Origin of the sequence: Kamptonema formosum PCC 10802, assembly GCF_000332335.1 — a bacterium.
GTDB lineage: Bacteria > Cyanobacteriota > Cyanobacteriia > Cyanobacteriales > Oscillatoriaceae > Oscillatoria.
This window is the reverse complement of sequence record NZ_KB235948.1, coordinates 1,074,543-1,097,278: the sequence shown is the minus strand read 5'-3', so window position 1 is coordinate 1,097,278 and position 22,736 is coordinate 1,074,543. Positions and strand designations below refer to the sequence as shown.

The 22,736-nt window shown below is 54.3% G+C and carries 15 protein-coding genes; 7 read left to right on the top strand and 8 right to left on the bottom strand.

Translation table 11 applies throughout. The features are described 5' to 3' along the window. Positions 1 to 114 precede the first annotated feature (114 nt). Positions 115 to 2,208: an ABC transporter ATP-binding protein gene (locus OSC10802_RS0104680; RefSeq protein WP_017715626.1), complete on the top strand. Its 2,094-nt coding sequence runs from the start codon at positions 115 to 117 to the stop codon at positions 2,206 to 2,208. Positions 2,209 to 2,865: 657 nt separating this feature from the next. Here the strand turns inward: OSC10802_RS0104680 and OSC10802_RS0104675 are convergent. Beyond that, positions 2,866 to 3,618 carry a WecB/TagA/CpsF family glycosyltransferase gene (locus OSC10802_RS0104675; protein WP_026098165.1) on the bottom strand — a complete coding sequence of 251 codons (753 nt, stop codon included), beginning with the start codon at positions 3,616 to 3,618 and terminating at the stop codon, positions 2,866 to 2,868. Between the two features lie 570 nt (positions 3,619 to 4,188). On the opposite strand from OSC10802_RS0104675, the gene OSC10802_RS0104670 reads away from it, so the two are divergent. Next, the gene (locus OSC10802_RS0104670; protein WP_017715624.1) at positions 4,189 to 7,398 is read left to right on the top strand and encodes a glycoside hydrolase family 15 protein; all 3,210 of its coding nucleotides are present in this window, start codon (positions 4,189 to 4,191) and stop codon (positions 7,396 to 7,398) included. A gap of 403 nt (positions 7,399 to 7,801) precedes the next feature. Next, on the top strand, positions 7,802 to 8,632 hold the full coding sequence (locus tag OSC10802_RS0104665) for a hypothetical protein (RefSeq protein ID WP_017715623.1): 831 nt from the start codon (positions 7,802 to 7,804) through the stop codon (positions 8,630 to 8,632). 752 nt (positions 8,633 to 9,384) lie between these two features. Here OSC10802_RS0104665 and OSC10802_RS55430 read toward each other — a convergent pair. After that, positions 9,385 to 9,516: a hypothetical protein gene (locus tag OSC10802_RS55430; protein ID WP_255349117.1), complete on the bottom strand. Its 132-nt coding sequence runs from the start codon at positions 9,514 to 9,516 to the stop codon at positions 9,385 to 9,387. Positions 9,517 to 9,544: 28 nt separating this feature from the next. On the opposite strand from OSC10802_RS55430, the gene OSC10802_RS38700 reads away from it, so the two are divergent. Beyond that, a complete protein-coding gene (locus OSC10802_RS38700) occupies positions 9,545 to 12,541 on the top strand; it encodes an adenylate/guanylate cyclase domain-containing protein (protein ID WP_017715622.1) in 2,997 nt (998 codons plus the stop codon). 190 nt (positions 12,542 to 12,731) lie between these two features. Here the strand turns inward: OSC10802_RS38700 and lhgD are convergent, their stop codons facing one another. Continuing rightward, on the bottom strand, positions 12,732 to 13,931 hold the full coding sequence (gene lhgD / locus OSC10802_RS0104650) for an L-2-hydroxyglutarate dehydrogenase (RefSeq protein WP_017715621.1): 1,200 nt from the start codon (positions 13,929 to 13,931) through the stop codon (positions 12,732 to 12,734). Positions 13,932 to 14,429: 498 nt separating this feature from the next. Between lhgD and OSC10802_RS0104640 the strand changes: the two genes are divergently transcribed. After that, positions 14,430 to 15,752 carry a sensor histidine kinase gene (locus tag OSC10802_RS0104640; protein ID WP_017715620.1) on the top strand — a complete coding sequence of 441 codons (1,323 nt, stop codon included), beginning with the start codon at positions 14,430 to 14,432 and terminating at the stop codon, positions 15,750 to 15,752. A 76-nt stretch (positions 15,753 to 15,828) separates the two neighbouring features. Here the strand turns inward: OSC10802_RS0104640 and OSC10802_RS0104635 are convergent, their stop codons facing one another. Further along, the gene (locus OSC10802_RS0104635) at positions 15,829 to 16,419 is read right to left on the bottom strand and encodes a DUF4157 domain-containing protein (RefSeq protein WP_232731624.1); all 591 of its coding nucleotides are present in this window, start codon (positions 16,417 to 16,419) and stop codon (positions 15,829 to 15,831) included. 201 nt (positions 16,420 to 16,620) lie between these two features. On the opposite strand from OSC10802_RS0104635, the gene OSC10802_RS48845 reads away from it, so the two are divergent. Next, positions 16,621 to 16,869, top strand: coding sequence for a hypothetical protein (locus OSC10802_RS48845; RefSeq protein ID WP_155967382.1), 249 nt, complete (start codon positions 16,621 to 16,623; stop codon positions 16,867 to 16,869). A gap of 84 nt (positions 16,870 to 16,953) precedes the next feature. Here OSC10802_RS48845 and OSC10802_RS0104630 read toward each other — a convergent pair whose 3' ends face one another. The 3 genes from OSC10802_RS0104630 to OSC10802_RS0104615 form a co-directional block, all read right to left on the bottom strand. Next, a complete protein-coding gene (locus OSC10802_RS0104630) occupies positions 16,954 to 18,348 on the bottom strand; it encodes an AAA family ATPase (protein ID WP_017715618.1) in 1,395 nt (464 codons plus the stop codon). Between the two features lie 870 nt (positions 18,349 to 19,218). Further along, positions 19,219 to 19,476 (bottom strand): tetratricopeptide repeat protein, encoded by a 258-nt coding sequence (locus tag OSC10802_RS0104620; RefSeq protein ID WP_198525060.1) that lies wholly within the window; start codon positions 19,474 to 19,476, stop codon positions 19,219 to 19,221. 111 nt (positions 19,477 to 19,587) lie between these two features. Further along, complete coding sequence (locus tag OSC10802_RS0104615) at positions 19,588 to 20,211, bottom strand: sigma-70 family RNA polymerase sigma factor (protein ID WP_369797110.1); 624 nt, start codon at positions 20,209 to 20,211, stop codon at positions 19,588 to 19,590. Positions 20,212 to 20,901: 690 nt separating this feature from the next. Between OSC10802_RS0104615 and OSC10802_RS0104610 the strand changes: the two genes are divergently transcribed. After that, the gene (locus OSC10802_RS0104610) at positions 20,902 to 21,477 is read left to right on the top strand and encodes a VOC family protein (RefSeq protein ID WP_017715614.1); all 576 of its coding nucleotides are present in this window, start codon (positions 20,902 to 20,904) and stop codon (positions 21,475 to 21,477) included. 202 nt (positions 21,478 to 21,679) lie between these two features. Here OSC10802_RS0104610 and OSC10802_RS0104605 read toward each other — a convergent pair whose 3' ends face one another. Then, positions 21,680 to 22,609, bottom strand: coding sequence for a LysR family transcriptional regulator (locus OSC10802_RS0104605; protein WP_017715613.1), 930 nt, complete (start codon positions 22,607 to 22,609; stop codon positions 21,680 to 21,682). Positions 22,610 to 22,736: the final 127 nt, after the last annotated feature.

Below are 22,736 nucleotides of genomic sequence, written 5' to 3'. Positions count from 1 at the left end.
CCGAATAGGGATTGATAAAAACCCTCTGTGGCCGCCGCCGGCCCACCCCTATAAAAATAGCAGATTTACAGACACAAGTTGTATTCCACTCGTGAAAACCGCGCAAACACCTCCATGACCGAAACCGTTCTTGATGTCCGCTCCCTGCAAGTCCACTTCCAAACTGACGAGAAACTGATTAAAGCCGTTGACGGCATCTCTTTTGAGGTGAAGCTCGGGCAAACCCTGGGTATTGTCGGGGAATCAGGCTCGGGCAAATCCGTCACCTCCCTAGCTGTGATGAGTCTAGTGCCGGCACCCCCGGGCAAGATTGCCGGTGGGGAAATTTGGTTTCGGGGCGTATCCAAAGATGAGCAGCGGCTAGAGCCGGTGAACCTGCGGCAGCTCCAGCCCAAGCAAATGCAGCAGTACCGGGGGAGCCAGATAGCGATGATTTTTCAGGAGCCGATGAGTGCGCTCAACCCGGTGCACACCATCGGCTTTCAGCTGACAGAAGCGATTCGGCTGCACCAAAGTGTGACGCCGGCACAAGCTCGCCGGCAAGCTATCGCGCTGTTGCAAGAAGTCAAACTCCTCCCCAGCGATGAGGAACTGCGCCAGCGCCACATCGAAACCCAGAGGCGCTCTACCGGCATCTCCTCCCCGGACGATAACTGGGCAATCGACCTTGACGAGGGGGAAATTGCGCGGCAGATCAACCAGCAAAAGCGAGCCCTGCTCAACCGCTATCCCCACGAACTCTCCGGCGGGCAGATCCAGCGGGTGACGATCGCAATGGCGATTTCCTGCAATCCGGCGCTGCTGATTGCCGACGAGCCGACCACCGCCCTGGACGTGACCGTGCAAGCCACCATCCTCGACTTGCTGCGGGAGCTGCGCGACCGCCGGCAGATGGCCATGATGTTTATCACCCACGACTTGGGCGTGATTGCCGAAATTGCGGACTGGGTGGCGGTGATGTACCAGGGGAAAATTGTGGAAACCGGCTCGGTGTGGCAGATTTTCTCCAACCCCCAGCACCCCTACACCAAAGGGCTGCTCGCCTGCCGGCCTCAGCCTAAACGCCGGCTGCGCTATTTGCCGACGGTTTCCGACTTCATGGAAGTGGTCCCCACCGGCACCGGCGCTGTGGAAATTCGGGAGAGGGCTGCGGTTGCGCCAGATGTCGAGACGGAATTGCCCCTGTCTGCAACTCCTGTCGAAGACCCCAGCGCCAGCGTTGGGGGAGGCGACAGCATCGTTCCGGCAGAAGGGGAAGCCGCCCAAACAGCGTCTGCAGCAGAGTCAAGATGGGCTAAAGCCCAACTACAAACAGGTCTGAGGGACCGGCAGATTATAGAAGTGAGCGAGGCGGAGATGGAGGAGCGGCTGGCCAAACTGCAGCAGCAATCCCCTTTGGTCAGCGTCCGCGATCTCCAGGTTGGCTTCCCGGTGCGGGGGATGTTTGGCGAAACGAAGCGCTACGCGATGGCGGTCAATGGCGTCTCGTTTGAGGTTTTCCCGGGCGAAACCTTGGGGCTGGTTGGCGAGTCCGGCTGCGGCAAAACCACTTTGGCCCGCACGCTGATGCGGCTGCTTGAGCCGATGAGCGGACAGCTGATTTTTGAAGGGCAAGACATCACCCACCTGACCGGCACACCGATGCGCCGGTTGCGCCGGGACATGCAGATTATTTTTCAAGATCCCTTCAGCTCTCTCAACCCGCGGATGAAAATAGGGGAAGCGGTGATGGAACCGCTGGTGATTCACGGTGCCGGTGAGAGCGCCAAGCAGCGCCGCGAGCGCGCCGCTCACTTGCTAGAGCGGGTGGGTCTAAATCCCGACTGGATGAACCGCTACCCCCACGAATTTTCTGGCGGTCAGCGCCAGCGGGTCTGCGTCGCTCGCGCCCTGGCGCTCAACCCCAAGTTTATCATCTGCGACGAGTCGGTTTCCGCGCTTGATGTCTCCGTGCAGGCGCAAGTGCTGAATCTGCTCAAAGAACTGCAGGACGAATTTGGCCTCACCTACATCTTTATCTCCCACGACTTGAGCGTGGTCAAGTTTATGAGCGACCGCATTATGGTGATGAACAGGGGCAAAATTGAAGAAATCGGCCCCTCTGAGCAAATCTACCGCCAACCGCAACAGGCTTACACGCGCCAGCTGATTGCCTCTATTCCCACCGGCACCCCCGAACGCATTCAGCAGCAGCAAGCCTGTTTGTAGTTGGGCTTTAGCCCAATCTCTCGTTCCCAGGCTCCGCCTGGGAACGCAGCTTTGGAGGCAGTCATTTCGGAACTGCGCACATCGCCACCAATGAAAACTCGCTTCGGGCGGCGGACGATCCAGTAGGGCTAAAGCCCAACTGCGCAACCTTTTCAAGTCAGAGCCTCCTTTCTCTCAGAAGCCGGTTCAAAGCGCCATTTTCCGGTTTCCGATTAAATTATTTTCAAAAATCCCCGGTTTTAGACCGGTTTTGTATATATGCTTTCTTCCGGAGATTATAGCGTTTATCCTGTGAGTGAGGGACTGAGAAACCCGGTTTCTCCAAGAAACCGGGTTTCTGGGCCATAGCTCATCCCACTGAGAGAGAAGATATTATACTGCAAAGGATTTTATTTGTCAAGGGCAGGCGCAAAAATTTTTCTCGCTCCCAGAGGAACGAGAAAAACCTTGGCGTTATAGCAGTAGGCAGTCAGTTTAGGACACGCTCGATACGAAGTATAGACGGAGGTACGGCGTAGCGCTTACGCGCCGCTGCGCTAACGCCGGGCCTGAAGATATCTGGGACAGGCGAGACGCCTGTCCTACGTCCTAACCTAACTGCGTGCTGCTATACTTCACGGCGGCGGCTCACCCGCCAAAAACCCAGATCCCGAAAGGCTAACTGACAGCCTTTCGCTGAAAACAGAGAGCCAGCAAAGCGCGCCAAGCAAACACCGGCAGAGCCAGCATGCGCCGCCAGCGCCAGGGTTCTTGATACAGCCGGTACAGCCACTCCAGATTGTTGTTGCGCAGCCAGCCTGGGGCGCGGGTTTTAACACCGGCCCAAATATCAAAACTGCCGCCGACACCGATCCAAATGGCTTGCGGGCAGAGGTGCCGGTGCTGGACAATCCAAAACTCCTGGCGCGGCACGCCCAGCCCCACCAAAATCACGCACGGCTGCAGCTGTTTCAGGGTTTGGCAAAATTCTTGCTGTTCTGCCGGCTGGAGGAAGCCGTGCTGCGCCCCCGCGATCTTCAACCCCGGAACTTGCAGCTGCCACCGCTGCGCCGCCTTTTCTGCCACTCCCGGCGCTCCCCCATAAAAAAATACGGGGCACACCTCTCCCAGCTGGCCCACGTTGTGGAGCAAACACTCGCACAGCTCAATTCCCGGACAGCGGCGCACCTTTTGGCCAAGCAGCTGCAAGTAGAGCACCACACCGGCACCATCTGGGACAACCAGCTCAGCCTGACGGATGGCGCTCCCCAAAGCCGGATTCTCTGATGCCTGCACCGTCATCTCCGCATTGAGCGTCACCACATGCGCTCCGAGCCCTTGCTGCTGGCGCTCTAGCAACCATCCCGGAGAGTCATCTAATAAGTGCACCGGCAGTCCCAGTACAGAAAATTCCCTTGGCACCTTTGACATCATCACTTGTTTCACAGCCACACTCTCACCCATTATCCCGAAGGAGCGCTTTCCAGCAACCGGTCTGTCCCCTGTCCATTTGCTTCCGCCCTGTATCTCTAATTGCTTATTAGTAATTCGCTATTTCCGGGGTTTAGCCACTGACGATTTGGTTTCTGCCGGTGCCCCGGTCTGCGACCCGCCCGTCACGAGGCCAGACCTGCTGACAGAGAGGAAAAGTTTTCTGACTGTAAAGAGCTGACAGGTTAGCACCTCCGTATCTGGAACGCACATCCTAAAAAACTTGACGAATTTCTACAGTTAACCTAATCTTAATATTACTTGTATTTCTGCCGAGTTCGATTTAAGGCCAGCATAAAGCTGCCAGGTTTTTTGTGAAAATTTGGTAAAGGCGCTTTCGGGAGACGGATTGGCCGCCGGCTGGCCTTGAATTAGGTTTGATTTACAGCGGGACAGACTCACTAGCTGCAAGACTTCAGCCCGGGGGCATATTCTGCGCTGGCCTTCCGTCAGGCTGGAGGAAGACTACATCACAGCTCACTTAGATTCCGGAAATAATCGGTAAAAGACATGTCGAAACCACCCGCCCAACTGCAAGCCCGTTTGGAGGATTACTACCGCCAGATATCAGGGGTGATTCTGAAGCGGCAAAACCCGATTACCGGCTTGCTGCCGGCATCCACGGCGATAAACGCCCACGGCGACTACACCGACGCCTGGGTGCGGGACAACGTGTACAGCACACTGGCCACTTGGGGGTTAGCCCTAGCTTACCGCAAAATCGACGATTTGCAGGGCCGCACATTTGAGCTAGAGCACAGCGTCGTCAAGCTGATGCGGGGGTTGCTGTTCTGCATGATGCGCCAAGCGGACAAAGTGGAGCGCTTCAAACAAACCCAGTCCCTTCTAGACTGCCTGCACGCCAAATACAGCACCGGCACCGGCGACGTGGTGGTGGGGGACGAGCAGTGGGGGCATTTGCAAGTCGATGCCACGTCCCTGTTTCTCCTGATGCTGGCGGAGATGACGGCATCTGGTTTGCACATTATTTACACAACAGATGAAGTCAATTTCATTCAAAACTTAGTCTATTACATCGGGCGCGCCTACCGCACGCCTGATTACGGAATCTGGGAGCGCGGCAACAAAATTAATAAAGGCAATCCAGAATTAAACGCCAGCTCGATAGGCATGGCAAAAGCCGCCTTGGAAGCGATGAGCGGCTTGAACTTGTTCGGGGCGCGCGGCTCCCAAAGCTCTGTCATCCACGTCCTGCCCGACGAAATTGCCCGCGCCCGCATGACTTTGGAGTCCCTGTTGCCGAGGGAATCGGTGTCAAAAGAAATTGATGCGGCGCTGCTGAGCGTTATTGGCTACCCAGCCTTTGCGGTGGAGAGCGCAGAGCTGGTGGAGCGCACTCGCGGAGATATTATTAATAAGTTGCAGGGGCGCTACGGCTGCAAGCGCTTTATGCGGGACGGGCACCAAACGGTTTTGGAAGACACTCACCGGCTGCACTACGAACCGTGGGAGCTGAAACAGTTTGAGAATATTGAGTGCGAGTGGCCGCTGTTTTTCACCTATTTAGTTTTGGATGGCTTGTTTCGGGGCGACCGGCAGCAAGTGCAATACTATCAGGAGCGGCTGGAGTCGTTGCTGGTTGAGCGGGATGGGTTGCAATTGCTGCCAGAGCTGTATTGCGTGCCGGCGGAAAGCGTGAGAGCCGAGCAATTAAATCCCCACAGCCAGAAGCGCCTCCCGAACGAAAATATCCCGCTAGTGTGGGCGCAGAGTTTGTATTTGCTCGGGCAGATGCTGGATGAGGGGTTAATTGCCGTTGGGGATATCGATCCCTTGGGACGCCACCTGTGCGTGAGGCGGAATTTAATGCCGGTGGTGCAAATCGCGCTGCTGGCGGAAAATGAGGGTGTGCGAGAGGAATTGGCGGCGCAGGGGATTGCGGCGCAGACGCCGAAGCAGCTGGAGCCGGTGCAGGTGCGCCAGGCGACAGAGCTCTCTACAGCGTACACGCAAATTGGGCGCAATGATAAATTGGGGCTCACCGGCAGGCCGGTGCGCCGGTTGCGCAGTCTCACGACTTCGCGGGTGTTTCAGATTCGGGGGGAGACGGTTGTTTTCCTGCCGGCTTTTTTGGATTTGCAGCAGTTTTACCTAACGCTAGACTACCACTTTCTGGTGGCGCAGATTAAACGGGAAGTGGCTTACATTCACCGCCACTGGTGCCAGATCGGTCGCCCGACGGTGACGCTTTTGCTCACTGAGGCGATGCTGGACTCTGGGGCTGAGGCGTTGCTGGATTTGATGCAGGAGTTGAAAACGGGCGAGTGCAGTGGGGTGCCGGTGAAGCTGGGGAATCTGAACCAGCTGGTGCGGACTGCCGGCACTGAGAGGATTGATTTCCTGCACGATTTTGAGTTCGCGCAGTCGCCGGTGAAAGATGCGGGGATTCGGTGTTTTTACTTGGGTTACAATCCTCATAAAACTTGGCCATTGAGCCACACGCAAGAATTTACGGTGGAGTGCGAAACGAACTTGAAGCTGCTGCTCACCAGTTTGCGCAACTCTGCGAATCTCTACGAGCAAGTGGAGTTGCTGCACGCGCTGACTCGCCTGAAGGGGCTGGATTTTGACACCGGCTTGGGGGGACCGGGAGAGCCGGTGACGGTGGCGGATTTGCTGAATGAGGTGTATTTTAAAGCGGGGAAGGGTGAGCAATCGAAAATCTGCTGGGCGGTGGTGCGTCACGCTGCCGGTTTGCTGAATAAGGTGGATATTAGTTTGTCGGATGCGGTGACGGATATTCTGGTGCGGCAAAAACAGATTGCGGTGGGGAAGGCGTACAGTGAGGCGGCGCTGATTTCGCGCCCGATGCCGCACGCGGATATTGTGGGGAAGATCGGCCATTTCTGCCGGGAGGACATTCGCGAGCGCGTGCTCAGCCAAGAAATTCTCATTTATTTGGGACTGCTGATCAAGTCGGAACCGGAGCTGTTTGACGGACTGCTAACATTGCGGGTGGGGTATTTTATCCTGCTATTAACGAGCGAGTTGGCTTATGAGTCGGGCGTCACGCAGGATGAGGCTTATGAGCGGCTGATGCAATTGAGTCCGTTTGAGGTGAAGACGCGGCTGCGGCGGGTTTTGGCTGGGTATGAGGGGATGAATCAAGTGCTGCGCCAGCAAGAATCCCTGCACGTCAAGCAGCAGGAGCAGGAGATTGAATGGGTGGTGCCGGTGGCGGGAGAGTCGGCGGAGGTGCCGGTGGAGGGCTGGTTGCGGAAGCGCCAGCTGTATGGTGCGCGGGGGTGGGTTCGGGAAGACTTTTTCGAGCGGGTTTGGAGGTTAATGAAGCACTGCAAGGGGTTGGTGATTGGGGATAAGTTAGAGCGCCGCAACCGGCTGGATAGCGATGTGATGCTGTCGGAGATGACGCCGGGGGAGAAGAATTTTGCCCTGCATGTGGAGCATTTGCTGAATAAGATTCAGGCTCCTCAGTACCGGCAGCTGAATATTGAGGCGCTGGAGGAATTGGCGGCGATTGCTGAGCGCAACCCGAATTGGCGCGTTGAGGAGTATATTGTGCTGGATGTTTTGATTGGGCATGCGGTGCGGCTGGCGTGGCTGGAACGCTTCCCGGAAAAGGGGAGCCGGTATGATGAGGATAAGGCGGCGGCTTGGCGTGCGTTTTACGAGACGTCTCCTTATGTCTGCGCGAGTTATATTGTGAAGGCTTTCCGGTTTTTGACGCGGTTTGGATAGCCGGTGGGGTTAAAACTCACCCCCCCAACTCCCTCCCCGCAAGCGGGGAGGGGGAGAATTTGGGAATTTTCTCGTTCCCAGGCGGAGCCTGGGAACGCCTAAGTGAGGCTCTGCCTCACGTTCCGCCCCGGAGCGCCACAGTGAGGCGCTCCGTCACGTTTCTCGTTATAGTAATAGACAGTCAGTTTAGGACAAGGCATCTGACTTGCTATTAGGGACAGGGACAGGCGAGACGCCTGTCCTACGTCCTAACCTAAATGGCTACTGCTATACTAAAATTAACCTGGAAGGGGTGGATGTTTGAGTGAATTTGGTGTAATGTGGGAGCAGGGGAATCTGTGCCGGCAGATAAGATAAGGTAAGATAAGGCTGTGATTGCGAGCGTCCTTGGAGATTGATTGCAATGCCTGTCAGTCAGATAACAAAAGGTAAATTTTGGCAGGGCTTGAAAAAACTCGTGACCGGCTCTCTTCTAGTCACCGGCACGGCGGTTGCGGTTTTCCCCAGGGTGCTGTCTCATGTGGCTTTTCCCAAGGATGGGACTATCGTATATGTTCCCTATGCCGGTGCTGCGCAGACAGCAGGAGAAATCTTCTTTGTTCTTGGTGTGGTGAGAGATGCCAGCAATCTAAGACTGGCTAGCAGGCTGGCAGAGCAAACCCAGCACCCGATAACTTTAGTTTATAATGGTTCCTCCTGCAGGGATAATTCTTCCCCCTGTAGCAAATTTTGGGATTGCGCGAAAGCCGGCTTAAATCGAACCAACAATTTTTGGACTGGGCGGGGCAATGAGCCCATCATCACCGGCATGAAAGAGGCGCTGCTCCCTTCGTTACGGGCGGGGAAGCCTATTAAAATTATAGCGCACAGTGAGGGGGCGTTAATTGCTGCTGAGGCGATTAAAGATTTGGAGAGCTTAAACACATTGAATTTCAAACGATTTCCCCTGGTGGTGATGGGATCTCCTCTGCCGGTCGAAGAGGTTGTTAAGCTGAGGGCTATTGTGGTGGAGGTGAGGGATTTATCCCACCCCAGGGATATTATAACTTGTTTTCAGAGAGATGTTTTTCGATTTCCCGACTTCACTGATGTGGGAAACTGGTTTTTCCTCAATCCAGACTTCAAGGAATGTCTGGCTGCCGGCAGTATAACCTATCACAGTGAAGGAGCTTACATCCAGCAGTATTTATTGGAAAGGCCAGAAAATTTGGGGAGGATTGACCGGCTCGATTGATTGGGCTGCCGGGGGCTGCATAAAATGCTATAATGTTTGGTTGCATCGCTGTTCTGAGACTTTGGGGCGGTGCTTTACGCTGTCGCCGATCGGCTAGTTTTGCGGGCGGGGGCGGGTTTATTACAGCCCTTAATTATGCGATAAATATCTGTCTAGAACCTGCTCCCAAAGGGCTATACATACAAAATCGGCGCAGCCGGAGATGATGGCAGGGCGTCAGCACCCAGAGGCCGGCCCTTGGACCAACAGGGACTGGGCCTCACAGAGCTGGCCCGGACAGCCCAAAAGCGCCGGCGCACGATTGGGGGCAGGGAACGAATGCCGGTGCGGCAGTCACGTAAGATAGGGGATATGAACAGGAAAGGGTTTTCGGGGTGTTGATTGAGGGAGCCGAACCGCTTAAGCGAGCTGACCGGCAATCGGTCGCGATAACATATTCCTGACGCCACTCCACACAGGACAGCAAACTTGTCCCCCAAGCGAAACTCAGGGAATGATCCCACAGCAGCGCCGGCGAGCGCGGTTATCTAACCCCTCCCCAAAGCCCTCAAAGCAGATGGAAGAGGGCCACAATTCGGGCGGATCTGATCCGGCACAGGCCGGTGAAAAAGTCCCACTGGAGCAAATTGCCCGATGTGGGTTCACTCCCCCAAGTGTGTGCCGGCGGAGGCAGCTAGGGACCTGACTGCGCGAGCGAGACTGTGGGCCAGACATTGCGCCCAGTCCTCTGGGGTGATAAGTTACCGGGGGGGTCAGGCTGTCCAGCGAGGCGGGAAGTGACAGAAACTGCGCTCCCGCATTCGCTCCCGCTCCGGAAACCGCTCCCATTTGCGAGTAGAAGTGACATCTATCCGGGCATATTTGCTGCGCTGAAGGATATCCATATCGAAGCAATATTGGACTGAAGAAAAAATGTCTAGCGAACAGACTCAGACCGGAAAAGAAAATATTTTAGCCGTTGACGATATCGCGGACAACCTTCGCCTTTTATCATCAATCCTGGCCGAGCGGGGCTACAGAGTTAGCAAGGCTATCTCAGGTCAGATGGCATTAAAGGCAGCGCAGAGATGGCAGCCCGATCTGATATTGCTCGATATTAACATGCCGGAGATGGACGGTTATGAAGTTTGCAAGGAACTGAAGGCTTCGGAACGAACTCGTGAGGTGCCGGTGATTTTTATCAGCGCTCTGGATGAGGCGTGGGACAAGGTGAGAGCCTTTGCTGCCGGGGGCGCAGATTATATCACCAAACCGTTTCAGGCTGAAGAGGTGATCGCCCGCGTGGAAAATCAACTGACGATCTCGCGCCAGCGGTTATCACTACAGGAGCGAACAGCACAGCTCGAACAGGAAATAAAAGCGCGCCAGCAAGCTGAAGAGGCGGAGCGGGAGCGGGCTGTCAAGTTGCGCAACCACAACCGGATTTTGACGCAATTAGCCAAAAGTCCTGCCCTGCATCAGGGAGATTTAAAAGCTTCTTTAAAAGAAATTACTGAGGCAGGGGTTCAGAATATTGAGGTGGAGCGCGCTAGCGTGTGGCTGTACGATAGCGCCAAGATAAAAATTCAGTGCCTCGACTTATTTGAAAAGAGTCGCCACCTGCATAGCGAAGGCATTGAACTGGCAGTGGCAGATTTTCCCTCCTATTTTATAGCGCTGCAGCAGGAGGAACCGATTGCTGCAGATGACGCTCACAGCGATCAGAGAACAAGAGAATTTTTCAAGTTATATTTGACGCCGTTAGGCATCAATTCGATGCTGGATATTCCGATTATAATAAAGGGATCGACGGCGGGGGTGATATGCCTGGAGCACATGGGGCCGGCTCGTCAGTGGACGTTGGAAGACGTGAACTTTGCGCGTTCCCTAGCCGATTTAGTGTCTTTGGCGATTGAAGCGCGAGATCGCAAACAGGCCGAGCTAGCCCTAGCCGAGAGCCAGCGCACCCTTTTGAACCTGATGAGCCACATACCGGGGATCGCTTACCGCTGTCTGAATGACCGAGAGTGGACGATGCTGTTTGTGAGCGAAGGCTGCTCTGAACTGACGGGGTATCCCGTCGAGGCATTTACTTCGCAAAAAACCGTCACGTACAATCAGCTGATTCACCCTGAAGACCGAGCCCCCGTCTGGAATGAGGTGCGATCCGCTCTGGAAAACCGGCGTTCCTTTCAGTGCAGCTACCGAATTTCTACAGCGACAGGACAGTTGAAGTGGGTGTGGGAGCAAGGTCAGGGAATTTTTGACCCGAATGGGGAATTGCTCTACCTGGAAGGGTTGATTACGGATATCACAGATCGCAAACAAGCGGAAGAAGAAGTCCAGCTTTTGCTGACGATCGGTCAAGCCATTAGTGCTGGGCCAGATTTCGATACCGCTATAGAGGTGGCCTTGCAGCAAGTGTGCGAAACAGCCGGTTGGATTTATGGCGAAGCCTGGATTCCCACCACCGATGGGTCAGCCCTAATCTGCAGCAAAAGTTGGTACTGCCAGCGCCAGGGAACTGACCCAACTGTCGGGGCTGAAATTGAGCGGTTTCGAGAATATAGCGAAGCTCTTACCTTCCTTGCCGGTGAAGAAATCCCAGGACTTGTCTGGTCAGCCCGACAGTCCCAGTGGTTTGCCGATCTCGGCGAGATGGAAGATCCCCTCCTGAGACTGGAACTGGCTGCGCAGTGCGGCTTAAAAGCAGGATTTGGCGTGCCGGTCGTCTCTCTAGGAAACTGGGAGCAGCAGACAGAGGAGCGCCGCAGTTATTTGCTCAGTTCCCAATCTCCTGTTTTGGCGGTACTGGTGTTCTTCACGCACTCAACCCGCTCAGAGGACAAGTGGTTGACCGAGTTAGTCAGTGTTGTGGCGGCTCAGTCGGGAACTGTGCTGCAGCAGAAGAAAGTGCAAGCTGAAATGAAGGCACTCTTTGCGGCGATGACGGATGTGCTGGTTGTTCGGGATGTTTCTGGACGGTGCCTGAATGTCATGCCAACCAATACGGCGAATTTATACAAACCGGCATCCGAAATGATTGGCAGAAAAGTCCACGAAACTCTGCCGCCGGCGCAAGCCGAGTTGATTCTCAAGGGCATCCTCAAGGCGGTATCTGGCCAGAAACCCGTCGAGATTGAATATTGCTTGCCCATTGCCGGCAAAGATATTTGGTTTGCCGAGACGATTTCTCCCCTGACTGAGGAAACGGCGATTCTCGTTGCGCGGGACATCACGAACCGCGTACAAGCCGAGGAAGCGCTGCGTTTAGAGCGAGAGAAGTCGGAACAGTTATTGCTCAATATTTTGCCAGAGCCGATCGCCCGCCAGCTCAAAGAAAACCAAGGATCGATCGCCGAACATTTCAATGAGGTGACGATTCTGTTTGCCGATATTGTGGGATTTACGCCCCTTTCGGCTCGCTTGAAACCCATCGATCTGGTCAGCTTACTCAATGAAATTTTTTCCAGTTTTGACGACCTTGCAGAACAGTTTAGATTGGAAAAAATTAAAACGATTGGCGATGCCTATATGGTGGCCGCCGGCTTGCCGGTGCCGCGAGCTGACCATGCGGAGGCGATCGCGGAGATGGCGCTGGCCATGCAAGCCAAACTCCACGGTTTCCGATCTAAACTGGGCGAGAACCTTCAAATCCGCACAGGGATGAATACAGGCGCTGTTGTCGCTGGAGTGATTGGCACGAAAAAATTTATTTATGATTTGTGGGGAGATGCGGTCAATGTTGCCTCGCGCATGGAATCTTCCGGTGAGCCGGGAAGGATTCAGGTAACAGCGGCTACCTGCGATCGCCTGAAGGATAAATACCGATTTGAAAAGCGGGGAGCGATTCAAGTCAAGGGGAAGGGAGAAATGGAAACCTACTGGCTCCTCGGTTTGCTTTCCGGTGCGAAGAAACCGGGTTTCTGAATACATCCCTCGGCAGAGAGCCAAAAGTTTTTCCAGAAACCCGGTTTCTAACTGGTGGCTGGGAGGATAAGAAACCGGGTTTCTCAATCAATCTCTCGGCAGAGAGCCAAAAGTTTTTCCAGAAACCCGGTTTCTGGCCCCTGAAGAAAATTTCTAGGAGATAACTCCCTTGAGGTAACACTCCCTACTGCTATAAATTTTTGCCAATCTGACTGGCAACTTCACTCCCAATTGCCAGGGAAGCAGTTGCCGCTGGACTGGGGGCGTTCAAAACGTGCAGTGCGTTGCGCCGGCTGATAAAATAAAAGTCTTCCACCATTTCCCCGCTAGGCCATAAAGCCTGAGCCCGGACTCCCGCGCCTCCCGTCTCTAAATCTTCTTCACGAATTTCCGGAACCAACTTCTGCAAAGATTTGCAAAACAGCTTTTTGCTAAACGATCCTTGCAGCTCACTCACACTCATCTGCCAGTGCTTTCCGATTAATTGCCAAAACCCCGCATAGGACAGCACATCATACAAATCTCTCACATCCACCTGAGATTTCCGATAGCCCTCCCGCTGGAAAGCCAGCACAGCATTGGGTCCTGCTTCCACTCCTCCGTGAATCAAGCGGGTAAAATGAACTCCCAAGAAAGGGAATTGCGGGTCTGGAACCGGGTAAATCAAATTCCTCACCAAAAACTGCCGGTCTGCCTTTATCTTATAATACTCCCCGCGAAAGGGCACAATTCGGATTTCCCGCTTCTCTCCCGCCAACTCGCTCACCCTGTCGCAGTGCAAACCGGCACAGTTGACCAAAAAATCCGCCTGAAACTCCACCGCGCTTGTTTCTGCGACCCACCTTTCCCCGACTTGTTTCAAACCGCACACCTTGGCTTTTGTCACCACCTCATTGCCCTGTTCTTGGATTTTCGCCTGTAGCGTCTCGCAAACTTTCCCGTAATCTACAATACCTTCCTGCGGCACCCTCACCGCCGCCACCCCAGCAACATGCGGCTCAATTTCTCGCATTTCCTCTGGCTTTAACAGCTTCAACCCCTGCAGCCCATTTTTCTGCCCTCTGTCCAGCAAATTCTGCAGGCGGGGAACTTCACTCTCACTTGCCGCCACGACCAACTTGCCGCAAATTTCGTGGGGAATCCCATTTTCCCTACAAAAGGCTATCATCTCTTGGATGCCACATACAGCCAGCCGAGCTTTCGCCGAACCGGGTTTGTAATAGAGGCCGGCGTGCAGAACCCCGCTGTTATTCCCAGACTGGTGCTTGCCAACTTCACCCTCTTTTTCCAAAACGGTAATTCTCGCCTCGGGGCATTGTTTGCCTAGCTTGTATGCCGTTGCCAGTCCGACAATCCCGCCGCCAATAATTAGAATTTTCTCCGCAACCATAATTATTCCTTAATAGCTTTGTGGGGGCTGGGTGACGCGCTTCGCGTCACCCAGCCTACAATACTTAAGCATACAGTTCTAAGATCGGGCTGAATTCTTTATCTTTATTTCAGGAATCTTCACCCATCGAACGTGACCGCAAGCTCACATGAATTTCCCCCATCTGTCCGATTCCCCTCACTTACTGTTGGCAATCTGATATTGCAGCCAGACAGCACCGGCACTCACCGGCTCCCACTGCGCCCTCACACCGCTGCCCATCACATATCCGCCAAAAAGTCAAGAGTTGCAATTTCATGAGAGCGGGTTGATAAAGTCAGTGTTAAGATAGAGAGGGGCTAGAAACCGGGAATCTTGCTGCAGGATCGCAGGGGGGTTTATTGAATTTTATGGCCAGAAACCCCGGTTTCTTAAAAAAACCGGGTTCCTCAGTACCTCACTAATATGAGAGAGGCTATAAATATCAAAGAGTAAAAGAAAAAGGTAAAAGCTAATGTTATGTTCCAAGAGACTCGCCGGCGTTTAGCGATCTGGTACACAGCGGTAACAGCGATCCTGCTGCTGCTGTTTGCCACGGGTGTCTATTGCTATGTGCGCAGCACCTTGATAGAGCGGATCGACGACACCCTCAACCATGTGGTGGAAGTGGTAGAGCGCTCGCTCGTCATCGAGCCGGTGCAGGCATCACCGGCAGGTGGGAACCAATACCGAATTAACGTAGAAGCCAGCTTTCGCGACAACGCGCAGAACTTAGAAGACGATCGCATTGACTTAGAATGGTTTAGCCCCACCGGCTTGTTGCTGAGGTCTACCCTGCGCGAACCGCTCGACATTCCCCTGCACCCCAAGCGCACCGGCTCCACAGTGCAGCTGCCCTCCGGGCAGTTGCTGCGACAGGTGACAGAGCGGGTGGAAATCGGGCGGCAGGTGCTGGGATATTTGCGAGTCAGCCATCCCTGGTTTGAAGTCACCAAACCCATCCGCCAGCTGACACTAGATTTGATCTTAGGCATCAGTTTAATGCTCGTTTCTGTTGCCGCTAGCGGCTGGTTTCTTTCCGGACTAGCCATCAAGCCGGTGCGCGAATCTTACCAGCGGCTGAAACAGTTTACAGCGGACGCCTCCCACGAACTTAGAAATCCGATTGCCATGATTCAAACCAACGTACAGGCGTCTCTGTCTGACCCAGATTTAGACCCGGCGCAGCACCGGCAGCAGCTGCAAGTTGTGGAGAGACTGACGCGCCGGTTGGGGCGTTTGGTGGACGATTTGCTCTTTCTCGCCCGACAGGATAGCGGCGCAGTAAAAAGCCAGTGGGTTGAGATTCCCCTAGACGCCCTGCTGATGGAAGTCATGGAAGAGCAGCAGGCGGTTGCCGGTGAGAAAGGCATCACCCTCTGCGCAGACTTGATTGAGCCGCCCCTTTCCCTTTTCCCCGACGCCTCTGCAGAGAATCTGTTCCTACTTCAGGGAGACTGGGACCAGCTGGCGCGCCTGTTGACCAACCTGGTTTCCAATGCCGTGCAGCACACCCCAACTGGCGGTGAAGTGCGGCTGGAATTGCAGCGCACCGGCAGCCACCTGCAAGTCAAAGTGACTGACACCGGCACCGGCATTCCCGAAGACGCCATACCTCACCTATTCGACCGTTTTTATCGCGCCGATCCCGCTCGCACTCACGGGGCGACAGCCGGCTCCGGATTGGGGCTGGCGATTGCCCGGACAATTGTAGAAAATCACCACGGGCAGATTAAAATTGAAAGCCAGCTGAAGCGCGGCACAACGGTTACAGTCACCCTGCCGGTGTTTAACACGAATTAAACTCGTTATCTCGTTCCCAGGCTCCGCCTGAAAACGAAAATGAGGGGGCTCCGCCTCCGAGCCCCTGCAAAAACTCTTAATTTTTAACTTTTACCTCCTCTTCGGGATATTTAGCGAGTTCCTCTGAGAGCCACCTGGCAAATTTTGCCTCAAACACAAAAGCATCCCGCTCCATTTTATTGCGCCGGTAGTTTTGACCGGCACGCTTGTATTCCTTGAAATACTGGTAGCCAAACTTATCTATCCCCCCTAATTCTTCATACTGCTGAACGTGTACAAGCTCGTGAGATAGCAGGATAAGCTGCTTAACATCACCCGGTTTATAGGGGGCGGTAACATAAATTTTATGTCCGTAAACTTGCGCGTTCGACTTGCCAACATCTATTCTTAAACTAGCCGCCACCCACTCATCCATTAAGGTAGCGCCGTAGACCACCTCAACCCGGTCTACTAAATCCCCAAAGTGAGGCCGCAAATATCGCTTCTGAAGGTCATCTAAGCCTCGCCCCCAGCCGTTATTTTTCCCCATGAATTGGGAGGCCCCTCTGTACGCTACCGCACCCACCTCGCCCCAGGCTTTTTCAGAAAGGTTTTTGGGGACTTTCTCCTTCCCCATCTGTGCGAGAATCTGCGATGAATATCCGATGTCAAAACTATTCACTACCACATGATAAACTCCTATTCCTAAAGTTGCTAACCCGACGAATGCTCCCAAACACCAAAATTTTCCGGCCCACTTCATAGCACAACCACTTCAACTTTTAGGCAGTTCTTCTTTGAGAGATTTTTTCTTCCCGTGAGAGTTTACATTTCTTAATCCCTTGTCCGAGATTCTACTGAGCGAGCTTCCTGATGTGACACGTTTCCTATGTTAAACAACAGGGTGACAGTAAATCAAGAGGCGATTGCGCTTCCCACGCCTGCGATCGGCTGCCGGTGCTGCGCCCTCCGCACCGGCACCGCCGGAACCGCCCACACCTCATGCGAGACAGGGGCGACGCGCGAGAGCAGCTGGCATTCAACGAACGCGACGTTTGAGCGGCGGCGTCTGTTCCTGCGCTCGCTTGCTGTGGCCCCATTTCGCGGCAACTCGCCCCTGCGCCCAGCGCCTGGGTAGAATTGCCGGAGAGCCGGCGAGCACCTGTGGGAGGTGAGCTGGGTGCCGGTGTGGGGTGCGCTATCAAGGCACCCCAGCCACGCGCTACGCTGCTACAGGCTGCAGGCGAACGCCTGCAGCGGTCCTTTCCGAGATTAACTGGTCAGTCACATATTCCACAACCACGGGCTGCAGGGAGAAAAGAGCGGCATTTTTCTCAATCAGGGACCGGTCCTGCAGGGATTCCAAATCCTCTAGCAGTTTTTGCGGCGAGAGCGCCGGCAACATGTTTTGAAGCAGTTCTGAAAATGAAACCGGTTCGCGATGAATCGCCAGCCACTTAAGAATCTCCTTTTCCGCCTCTGACAGATGAACGAAATGCTGATCTAAAAGAGTGCAGATATCGCCAAAAACAGTTATATTATGTTTGATAAATTCCGAGAGACTCCCCTCAAATAACCTGTACACCGTCTGGGAGACGATTTTCAAAGCCAGTGGGCTGCCGGCATAGAACTCAATCAGCTGGCTGCTCTCGTCGGGCGAGCCCCAGAAGCACCCGTTCCCTCTCAAGATATTCTCAGCTTCTGCCGCCGGCAACCCCGTCAGTTTCAGCGAGCGCACAGGTAATGTCTCTCCTTCCCGCAGTCTAATTTCTTTGGGCTTTTCCCGACTTGCCAGCAGCAAGCAGCTTTGATGGGGCGTTTCTCCCAGCCGCCGAAACAGTTCCCCATACCCCTCACAGCCAGAGCGATAGTTTCCTAGGCTGCGCCTTTCCTTTTCCGCAGCGCCCCCGCCGAGAATTGCCTCAACATCATCTAATACCAGCAGACACCGGTGTTCGCGCAAATAGCGAATCAGTTGCGAAATCATAGCCTCTGCAGTTTCTCGCCCCTCACCGCCCCATGCCTTGGGGGGGGTGGGGGGGCACTCATTGGAGAGGAATCTCAGCAACTCTGCTAGAATATCCCTGACCGGCGGTGCGTGGCGCAGACTTCGCCAGATTGCGAACTCGAACCCATTTTCAATTTGCTCAGCGGTGCGCACCAACAGACAGGTTTTGCCGGTTCCGCCCATCCCCGACAGCGCCACCAGCCGGCAGCGCTCTCCCACAATCCAGCGCTGGAGCGTCGCCAGTTCTTCACTGCGCCCGTAGAAAACAGAAACATCAGGCGCTTCGCTCCAATCTCGGCGCACCTGAACCCCCGCACCCTCTCGCTTCTCAACCTGAGGATCGGGGCGGGAATAATCTCTTGGCTCCAGCCGCAGGTTAAACGCTTTGAAGCAACAATTCAGGGTTTGTTTATCCACCCCAACTTGGCAAGCGAATACCTTCATCAGCGTATCTGGATTTAAGCCGGTGCGCTCGCTCAAGGCTTCCAGGGTGTAGCGCTTGCCTTTGTTTTCCCTCAGTTCCGCCTGGGATTCTGCCGCTTTGAGTTTTTGCAATCCTTGTGGCGTGAGGATGACACCGCGCCGGCGTCTCTGTTTTTTTGAATTCATAGAGAGCATCTCAGGAATGTCAATAGGCTTATGGAAAGGGGCAAGGCGAGACGAGCTTCCGCTGCTGTGCGCTCTGTTTCGCTTGCCCCACAAAGATTTTCAAAGGTGAGATGCACTTTTCCGAGGGGTTCCGGCTGTTCAGGCCAAAAAACTGACCCGAATTTCCCCATCGTAACTGCTTTACTCTATTCCTAATGGATGTGACTTACAGCTCACATCCCCCCAAGGGTAGATTTTCAGACGGCCAGCTGGCAGATTTTTTTAATAAATGTAAAGGCTGAGAGCGTTTCCGAAGATAAAGGTTTTTTTTCACAGTTCAAGAGCGACCCTCCCGCGCTCCAGCAAAATTTTAAATCAGCTAAAACCTAGTCTACTGCTTTGTTTTAGAGACAGAGCGAGATTAATGCTTAACTTCTTTCTTAAGTTCCTAAACTTCGGTTGACTGACCTGTAGTTGCAGAGGCAAACTGAAAGTGTCCCCCAAAAGGACACGCTAAATTTGAGGAAAAAACGATGCCTGACACTAACAAGAAACCCGGCGATTGCGACTGCAACCAAGTTTGCACATACAAGGTTCCTATCAAGTTATATGTCCCTATCATTCTAGACCTGGAGGTATTTGCCAATACCCCAATTTGCCATCCCCAAGGCGTGCTTCCGGTTACTGCCGCTTCTCCTGTGGCAAAATCCGATGCAGCATCTTCAGCGCTCGATCAAACCCCAGCGCCTGAGACCCCAGCAGCTCCGTAACTCAGGAAAAAGCGCTCATAACATAGACTGGCTTTGAATTTCTCTGGCTGGATTAAACTCCCTCACCCCCTCTACTTTAAAAAGTAGGGGGGTTTCTTTGCCGGGGTTCAAATAATATGCTTCAGAAACCGGCTTTCTTAAAGAAAGCCGGTTTCTCTATTCTAATCCCATCCTCCACAGCGCCAGCCTCCCTCACCGCTTGCCGGTAAAAACTGCGGGCTTTCGGGCAGTCTCCCACTTGCCGGTAGAGTCTGGCAAAAGACCGCAGCGTCACCAGTTCCTGACGCCGGCTTTCCGGCTCCGTGGCCAATTTAAACCGCTCCTCCAGCAATTGAAAAGCGCGGGAATACCGTCCCAGAGAGCTGCTAGACGCCACCAAACCGTCAATCGCCGCAGCCCCACCGCCAGCCCCACCGCCAGCCCTACAAACCGTTGCGGCATTATACCATACACTTTTCTATTTGTCAAGGAAATTTCTTCACCGGCGCACCTAATTAACAGCTGAGCCCTCAGCGCCAGGACTCGTCTGGCCATCGAGATAAATGGCGTGAATATCAGCCGGCAGCTGAGCTTCCAGCAGGCGATAGCCTTCTTCGAGGAGTTTGGGCACATCAGCCGGTGTGAGATTCTCTCCCTCCGCCTGAAGGTAAGCCGCAATGCGCGTTTCACTCCAGTGGAACGTCTGGGCCATCACGATCGCCACCCGCTGCAGGGGCAAAAGCAAGTCCAGCGATTGCTGGACATAGCACCACAGGGGAGGGGGCGCAGCTTGCAGCGAGTAGTGGATCGACTCCACCGGCGGCAATTCCACCGAATTAATGCACAGAGCCGTCGTATTGATCAGCCAGTTCTGCAAGCTGAGAGCCGACGTCTTACCGCCGGTGTCATAGTCCTGGCGCAGGTCCAAATCCCGCAGTTCGTGAAAGATGTGCCGCCAGGTGAGAGCAAACAGATAGTCAGCCTGAACCACCGATTTGGCCGAGTGGGAAATCAGCGTATAGACAATCGGGCTGTAGCGAGCGAAAATCGCTGTAAAGAACTTCCCCAGGTCAGGATGGCGCTGAAAAAGCGTCAGCAATTCCTGATCGCTGTGATGAAACAGCGACTTGACCATCGGATGGTTGCATTCTGGAAAAGTAGGCAGTTCCACAGTGTCCAACCACTTGCTGCGATTGTTTCCGATACATTTTTGCTATCAATTGCTGTCAATTGATAACAAATACATAAGCAAAGGAGGCTACCTTTCAGCCAAGGCGTATCAACCCATGCCCGCAGGGAACCCGCGAGCACAACGTCCAAACTCCAGACAAAGTGACTTCCTTTGAGAAAGAAGCTGTCTCAATCAAGTCTAAAGGCCATTTGCCTTTGGGTTTCGGGCTTTAAGGCGATTTAGACACAGCCACCTACCGAGTGGAAATCGGGTTTAGATAGCTGTTTTGGACTTTTCAGAGCAACCACCCGCCTTTGGTTTTCGGGTCGTGGTGGCTGTCTTGAGCAAAGTATAGCATAGATCAGCATATGGTGGCAAATCGCTTGCTGCTGCCAGCCTCATTTAATATATCTAGTGAAACCCCGAACTGACACAGCCCGCTCGCCTGTGGGGAGGGGGGAGACGGATCGAGGGGACAGGATGAGTGAAATTTCAAACCGGCACCCCAGTTCCCCGGGCCACCGGCAGCGGGATTGATGTGGCCTTGATAGAATAATTAACAATAGCCTGCTTTCTCACTCTCAGTCCCAGACAGCAGACCGCCAGTCCGCAGATAAATTCTAGATAGCGTCGTTCATCCCTTATTGTTGGCTCATGCCTCTAACAGTTAGTCTCCCTCCCACCCTCAGCTCGTTGTTGCCCTCCCTGCCTCTGGACAGCCTGTTTTCCACCCAGGGGATCATGGTGATGCTGCTGGCGGCTTACGCCGGGGCCATGTGGATGTTTCTCACCAGCGCCCCCAAAGTTTATACCGTCATGGTGTCCGATCTGGAGATAGCGCGACAGTTCTATGAAGGGCTGCTAGACCTGCCGGTGGCAGAAGTGCCGCTGCACTACTACTACAACTACGAGCAAACCCTGGGAGCCACCGGCATTGACCCGCTTTACATGTCAGCCGGTGTGGCAACGCCCAAAACCAACCTCAACACCTCCGATGGGCTGTGGTACCAGCTCCAGAAAAACACCCAGCTGCACATTATCTCTGGGGCGAGCGCGGGGCAAAAAAACCGGCAGCGCCATGTCTGCTTCGATCGCGACTGCCTCGATCAACTGCTGATGCGGGTGCAGACGCAAAACATCAAGTACAAAATTCGCCAAGACAAGCCCCTGAACTTTTTGGTCAAAGATATCGAAGGGCGGGTGATTGAGATGTCCGAGGTGTCCAACTAAGGCAGCCGGCAGTGGGCAGCCGGCAGTGGGCATTGGGCATTGCGAATTGAGCGGGGGAGCAACGGAGCCGGGGGAGCCGGGGAAATTGCCAATGTCCCACGAGCGGTGCCCTATGCCCTATTCCCTATGCCCCATGCCCCATGCCCCATGCCCCATGCCCCATGCCCCATGCCCCATGCCCCATGCCCCATGCCTGTCCCGACTAACCCGTAATCTTAATCGCCGCAGTTTCCTCAGCCACCCGCTTTCCCTCATCCAGCAAATAGTCGAAAAAAGTGCTAGCAACCACAGACAGCTGCTTGCCGGTGGGATAGACAACATACCACTGCCTTGGAATCGGAAAATCCTCCACATCGAGGATAGTCACCTGACCCGTATTGCCTTCCAGCGCCAAGACGTGGCGAGATAACACAGACACTCCCAAACCGCCGGCAATCGCTTGCTTAATCGCCTCATTGCTGCCCAACTCCAGCCGCACTTTGAGCTTGAGCCCCCGTTCCTCGAACAGCTTTTGCACAGCTCCCCGCGTTCCCGATCCAGGCTCCCGCATAATAAAAGGCTCCTCCGCAATCCGCTCCAAGGGAATATTCTTTTCCCCAACCAGCGGGTGATTGCACCACGCCAGCACTTCCAGCGGGTTTTCCAGAAACGGCTGGCAGTGGAGGTCGGACCCTGCCGGTGGCTGGCTGAGAATATAGAGATCGTCCCGATTGAAGCTGAGACGTTCCTGCATCTGTTCGTGGTTAGTAACCTGCAGCGAGACATCAATCCCCGGGTAGCGCCGGCAGAACGGGCCCAGGATGCGCGGCACAAAATATTTGGCCGTTGTCACCACCGCCAGCCGCAGCTGGCCCTGCTTGAGCCCTTTCATATCCGCCACCGTCATCTCGAACTCCGACAGCCGAGCGAATATCTCGTGACAAGTCGCCAGCAGCTCTCGACCGGCATCCGTGAGATAGAGCCGCTTGCCCACCTGCTCGAACAGGGGCAGGCCCACTGCTTTCGTCAGCTGCTTCACCTGCATCGAGACTGTGGGTTGAGTCAGAAACAGCTCTTCAGCGGCGCGGGTAAAGCTGCCGTGCCGCGCCGCCGCTTCAAATACCTTTAACTGATGGAGCGTTGCCTGTAGCAAGTGACCTACTCCTAACCCCCCTTCATAGACTTTTCTCTATTATAACAATCAGTAACCTTTACTTCCCTTTATGAAATAGGCAAGCTATCATCAAACAAATCTCATGAGCGTAATTCCCCTTCCAGAT

Coding starts and splice junctions, on each gene's coding strand:
- OSC10802_RS0104680 (WP_017715626.1), top strand. CDS start 115: ATGACCGAAACCGTTCTTGATGTCCGCTCCCTGCAAGTCCACTTCCAA.
- OSC10802_RS0104675 (WP_026098165.1), bottom strand. CDS start 3,618: ATGTCAAAGGTGCCAAGGGAATTTTCTGTACTGGGACTGCCGGTGCAC.
- OSC10802_RS0104670 (WP_017715624.1), top strand. CDS start 4,189: ATGTCGAAACCACCCGCCCAACTGCAAGCCCGTTTGGAGGATTACTAC.
- OSC10802_RS0104665 (WP_017715623.1), top strand. CDS start 7,802: ATGCCTGTCAGTCAGATAACAAAAGGTAAATTTTGGCAGGGCTTGAAA.
- OSC10802_RS55430 (WP_255349117.1), bottom strand. CDS start 9,516: ATGGATATCCTTCAGCGCAGCAAATATGCCCGGATAGATGTCACTTCT.
- OSC10802_RS38700 (WP_017715622.1), top strand. CDS start 9,545: ATGTCTAGCGAACAGACTCAGACCGGAAAAGAAAATATTTTAGCCGTT.
- lhgD (WP_017715621.1), bottom strand. CDS start 13,931: ATGGTTGCGGAGAAAATTCTAATTATTGGCGGCGGGATTGTCGGACTG.
- OSC10802_RS0104640 (WP_017715620.1), top strand. CDS start 14,430: ATGTTCCAAGAGACTCGCCGGCGTTTAGCGATCTGGTACACAGCGGTA.
- OSC10802_RS48845 (WP_155967382.1), top strand. CDS start 16,621: ATGTTAAACAACAGGGTGACAGTAAATCAAGAGGCGATTGCGCTTCCC.
- OSC10802_RS0104630 (WP_017715618.1), bottom strand. CDS start 18,348: ATGAATTCAAAAAAACAGAGACGCCGGCGCGGTGTCATCCTCACGCCA.
- OSC10802_RS0104615 (WP_369797110.1), bottom strand. CDS start 20,211: ATGGTCAAGTCGCTGTTTCATCACAGCGATCAGGAATTGCTGACGCTT.
- OSC10802_RS0104610 (WP_017715614.1), top strand. CDS start 20,902: ATGCCTCTAACAGTTAGTCTCCCTCCCACCCTCAGCTCGTTGTTGCCC.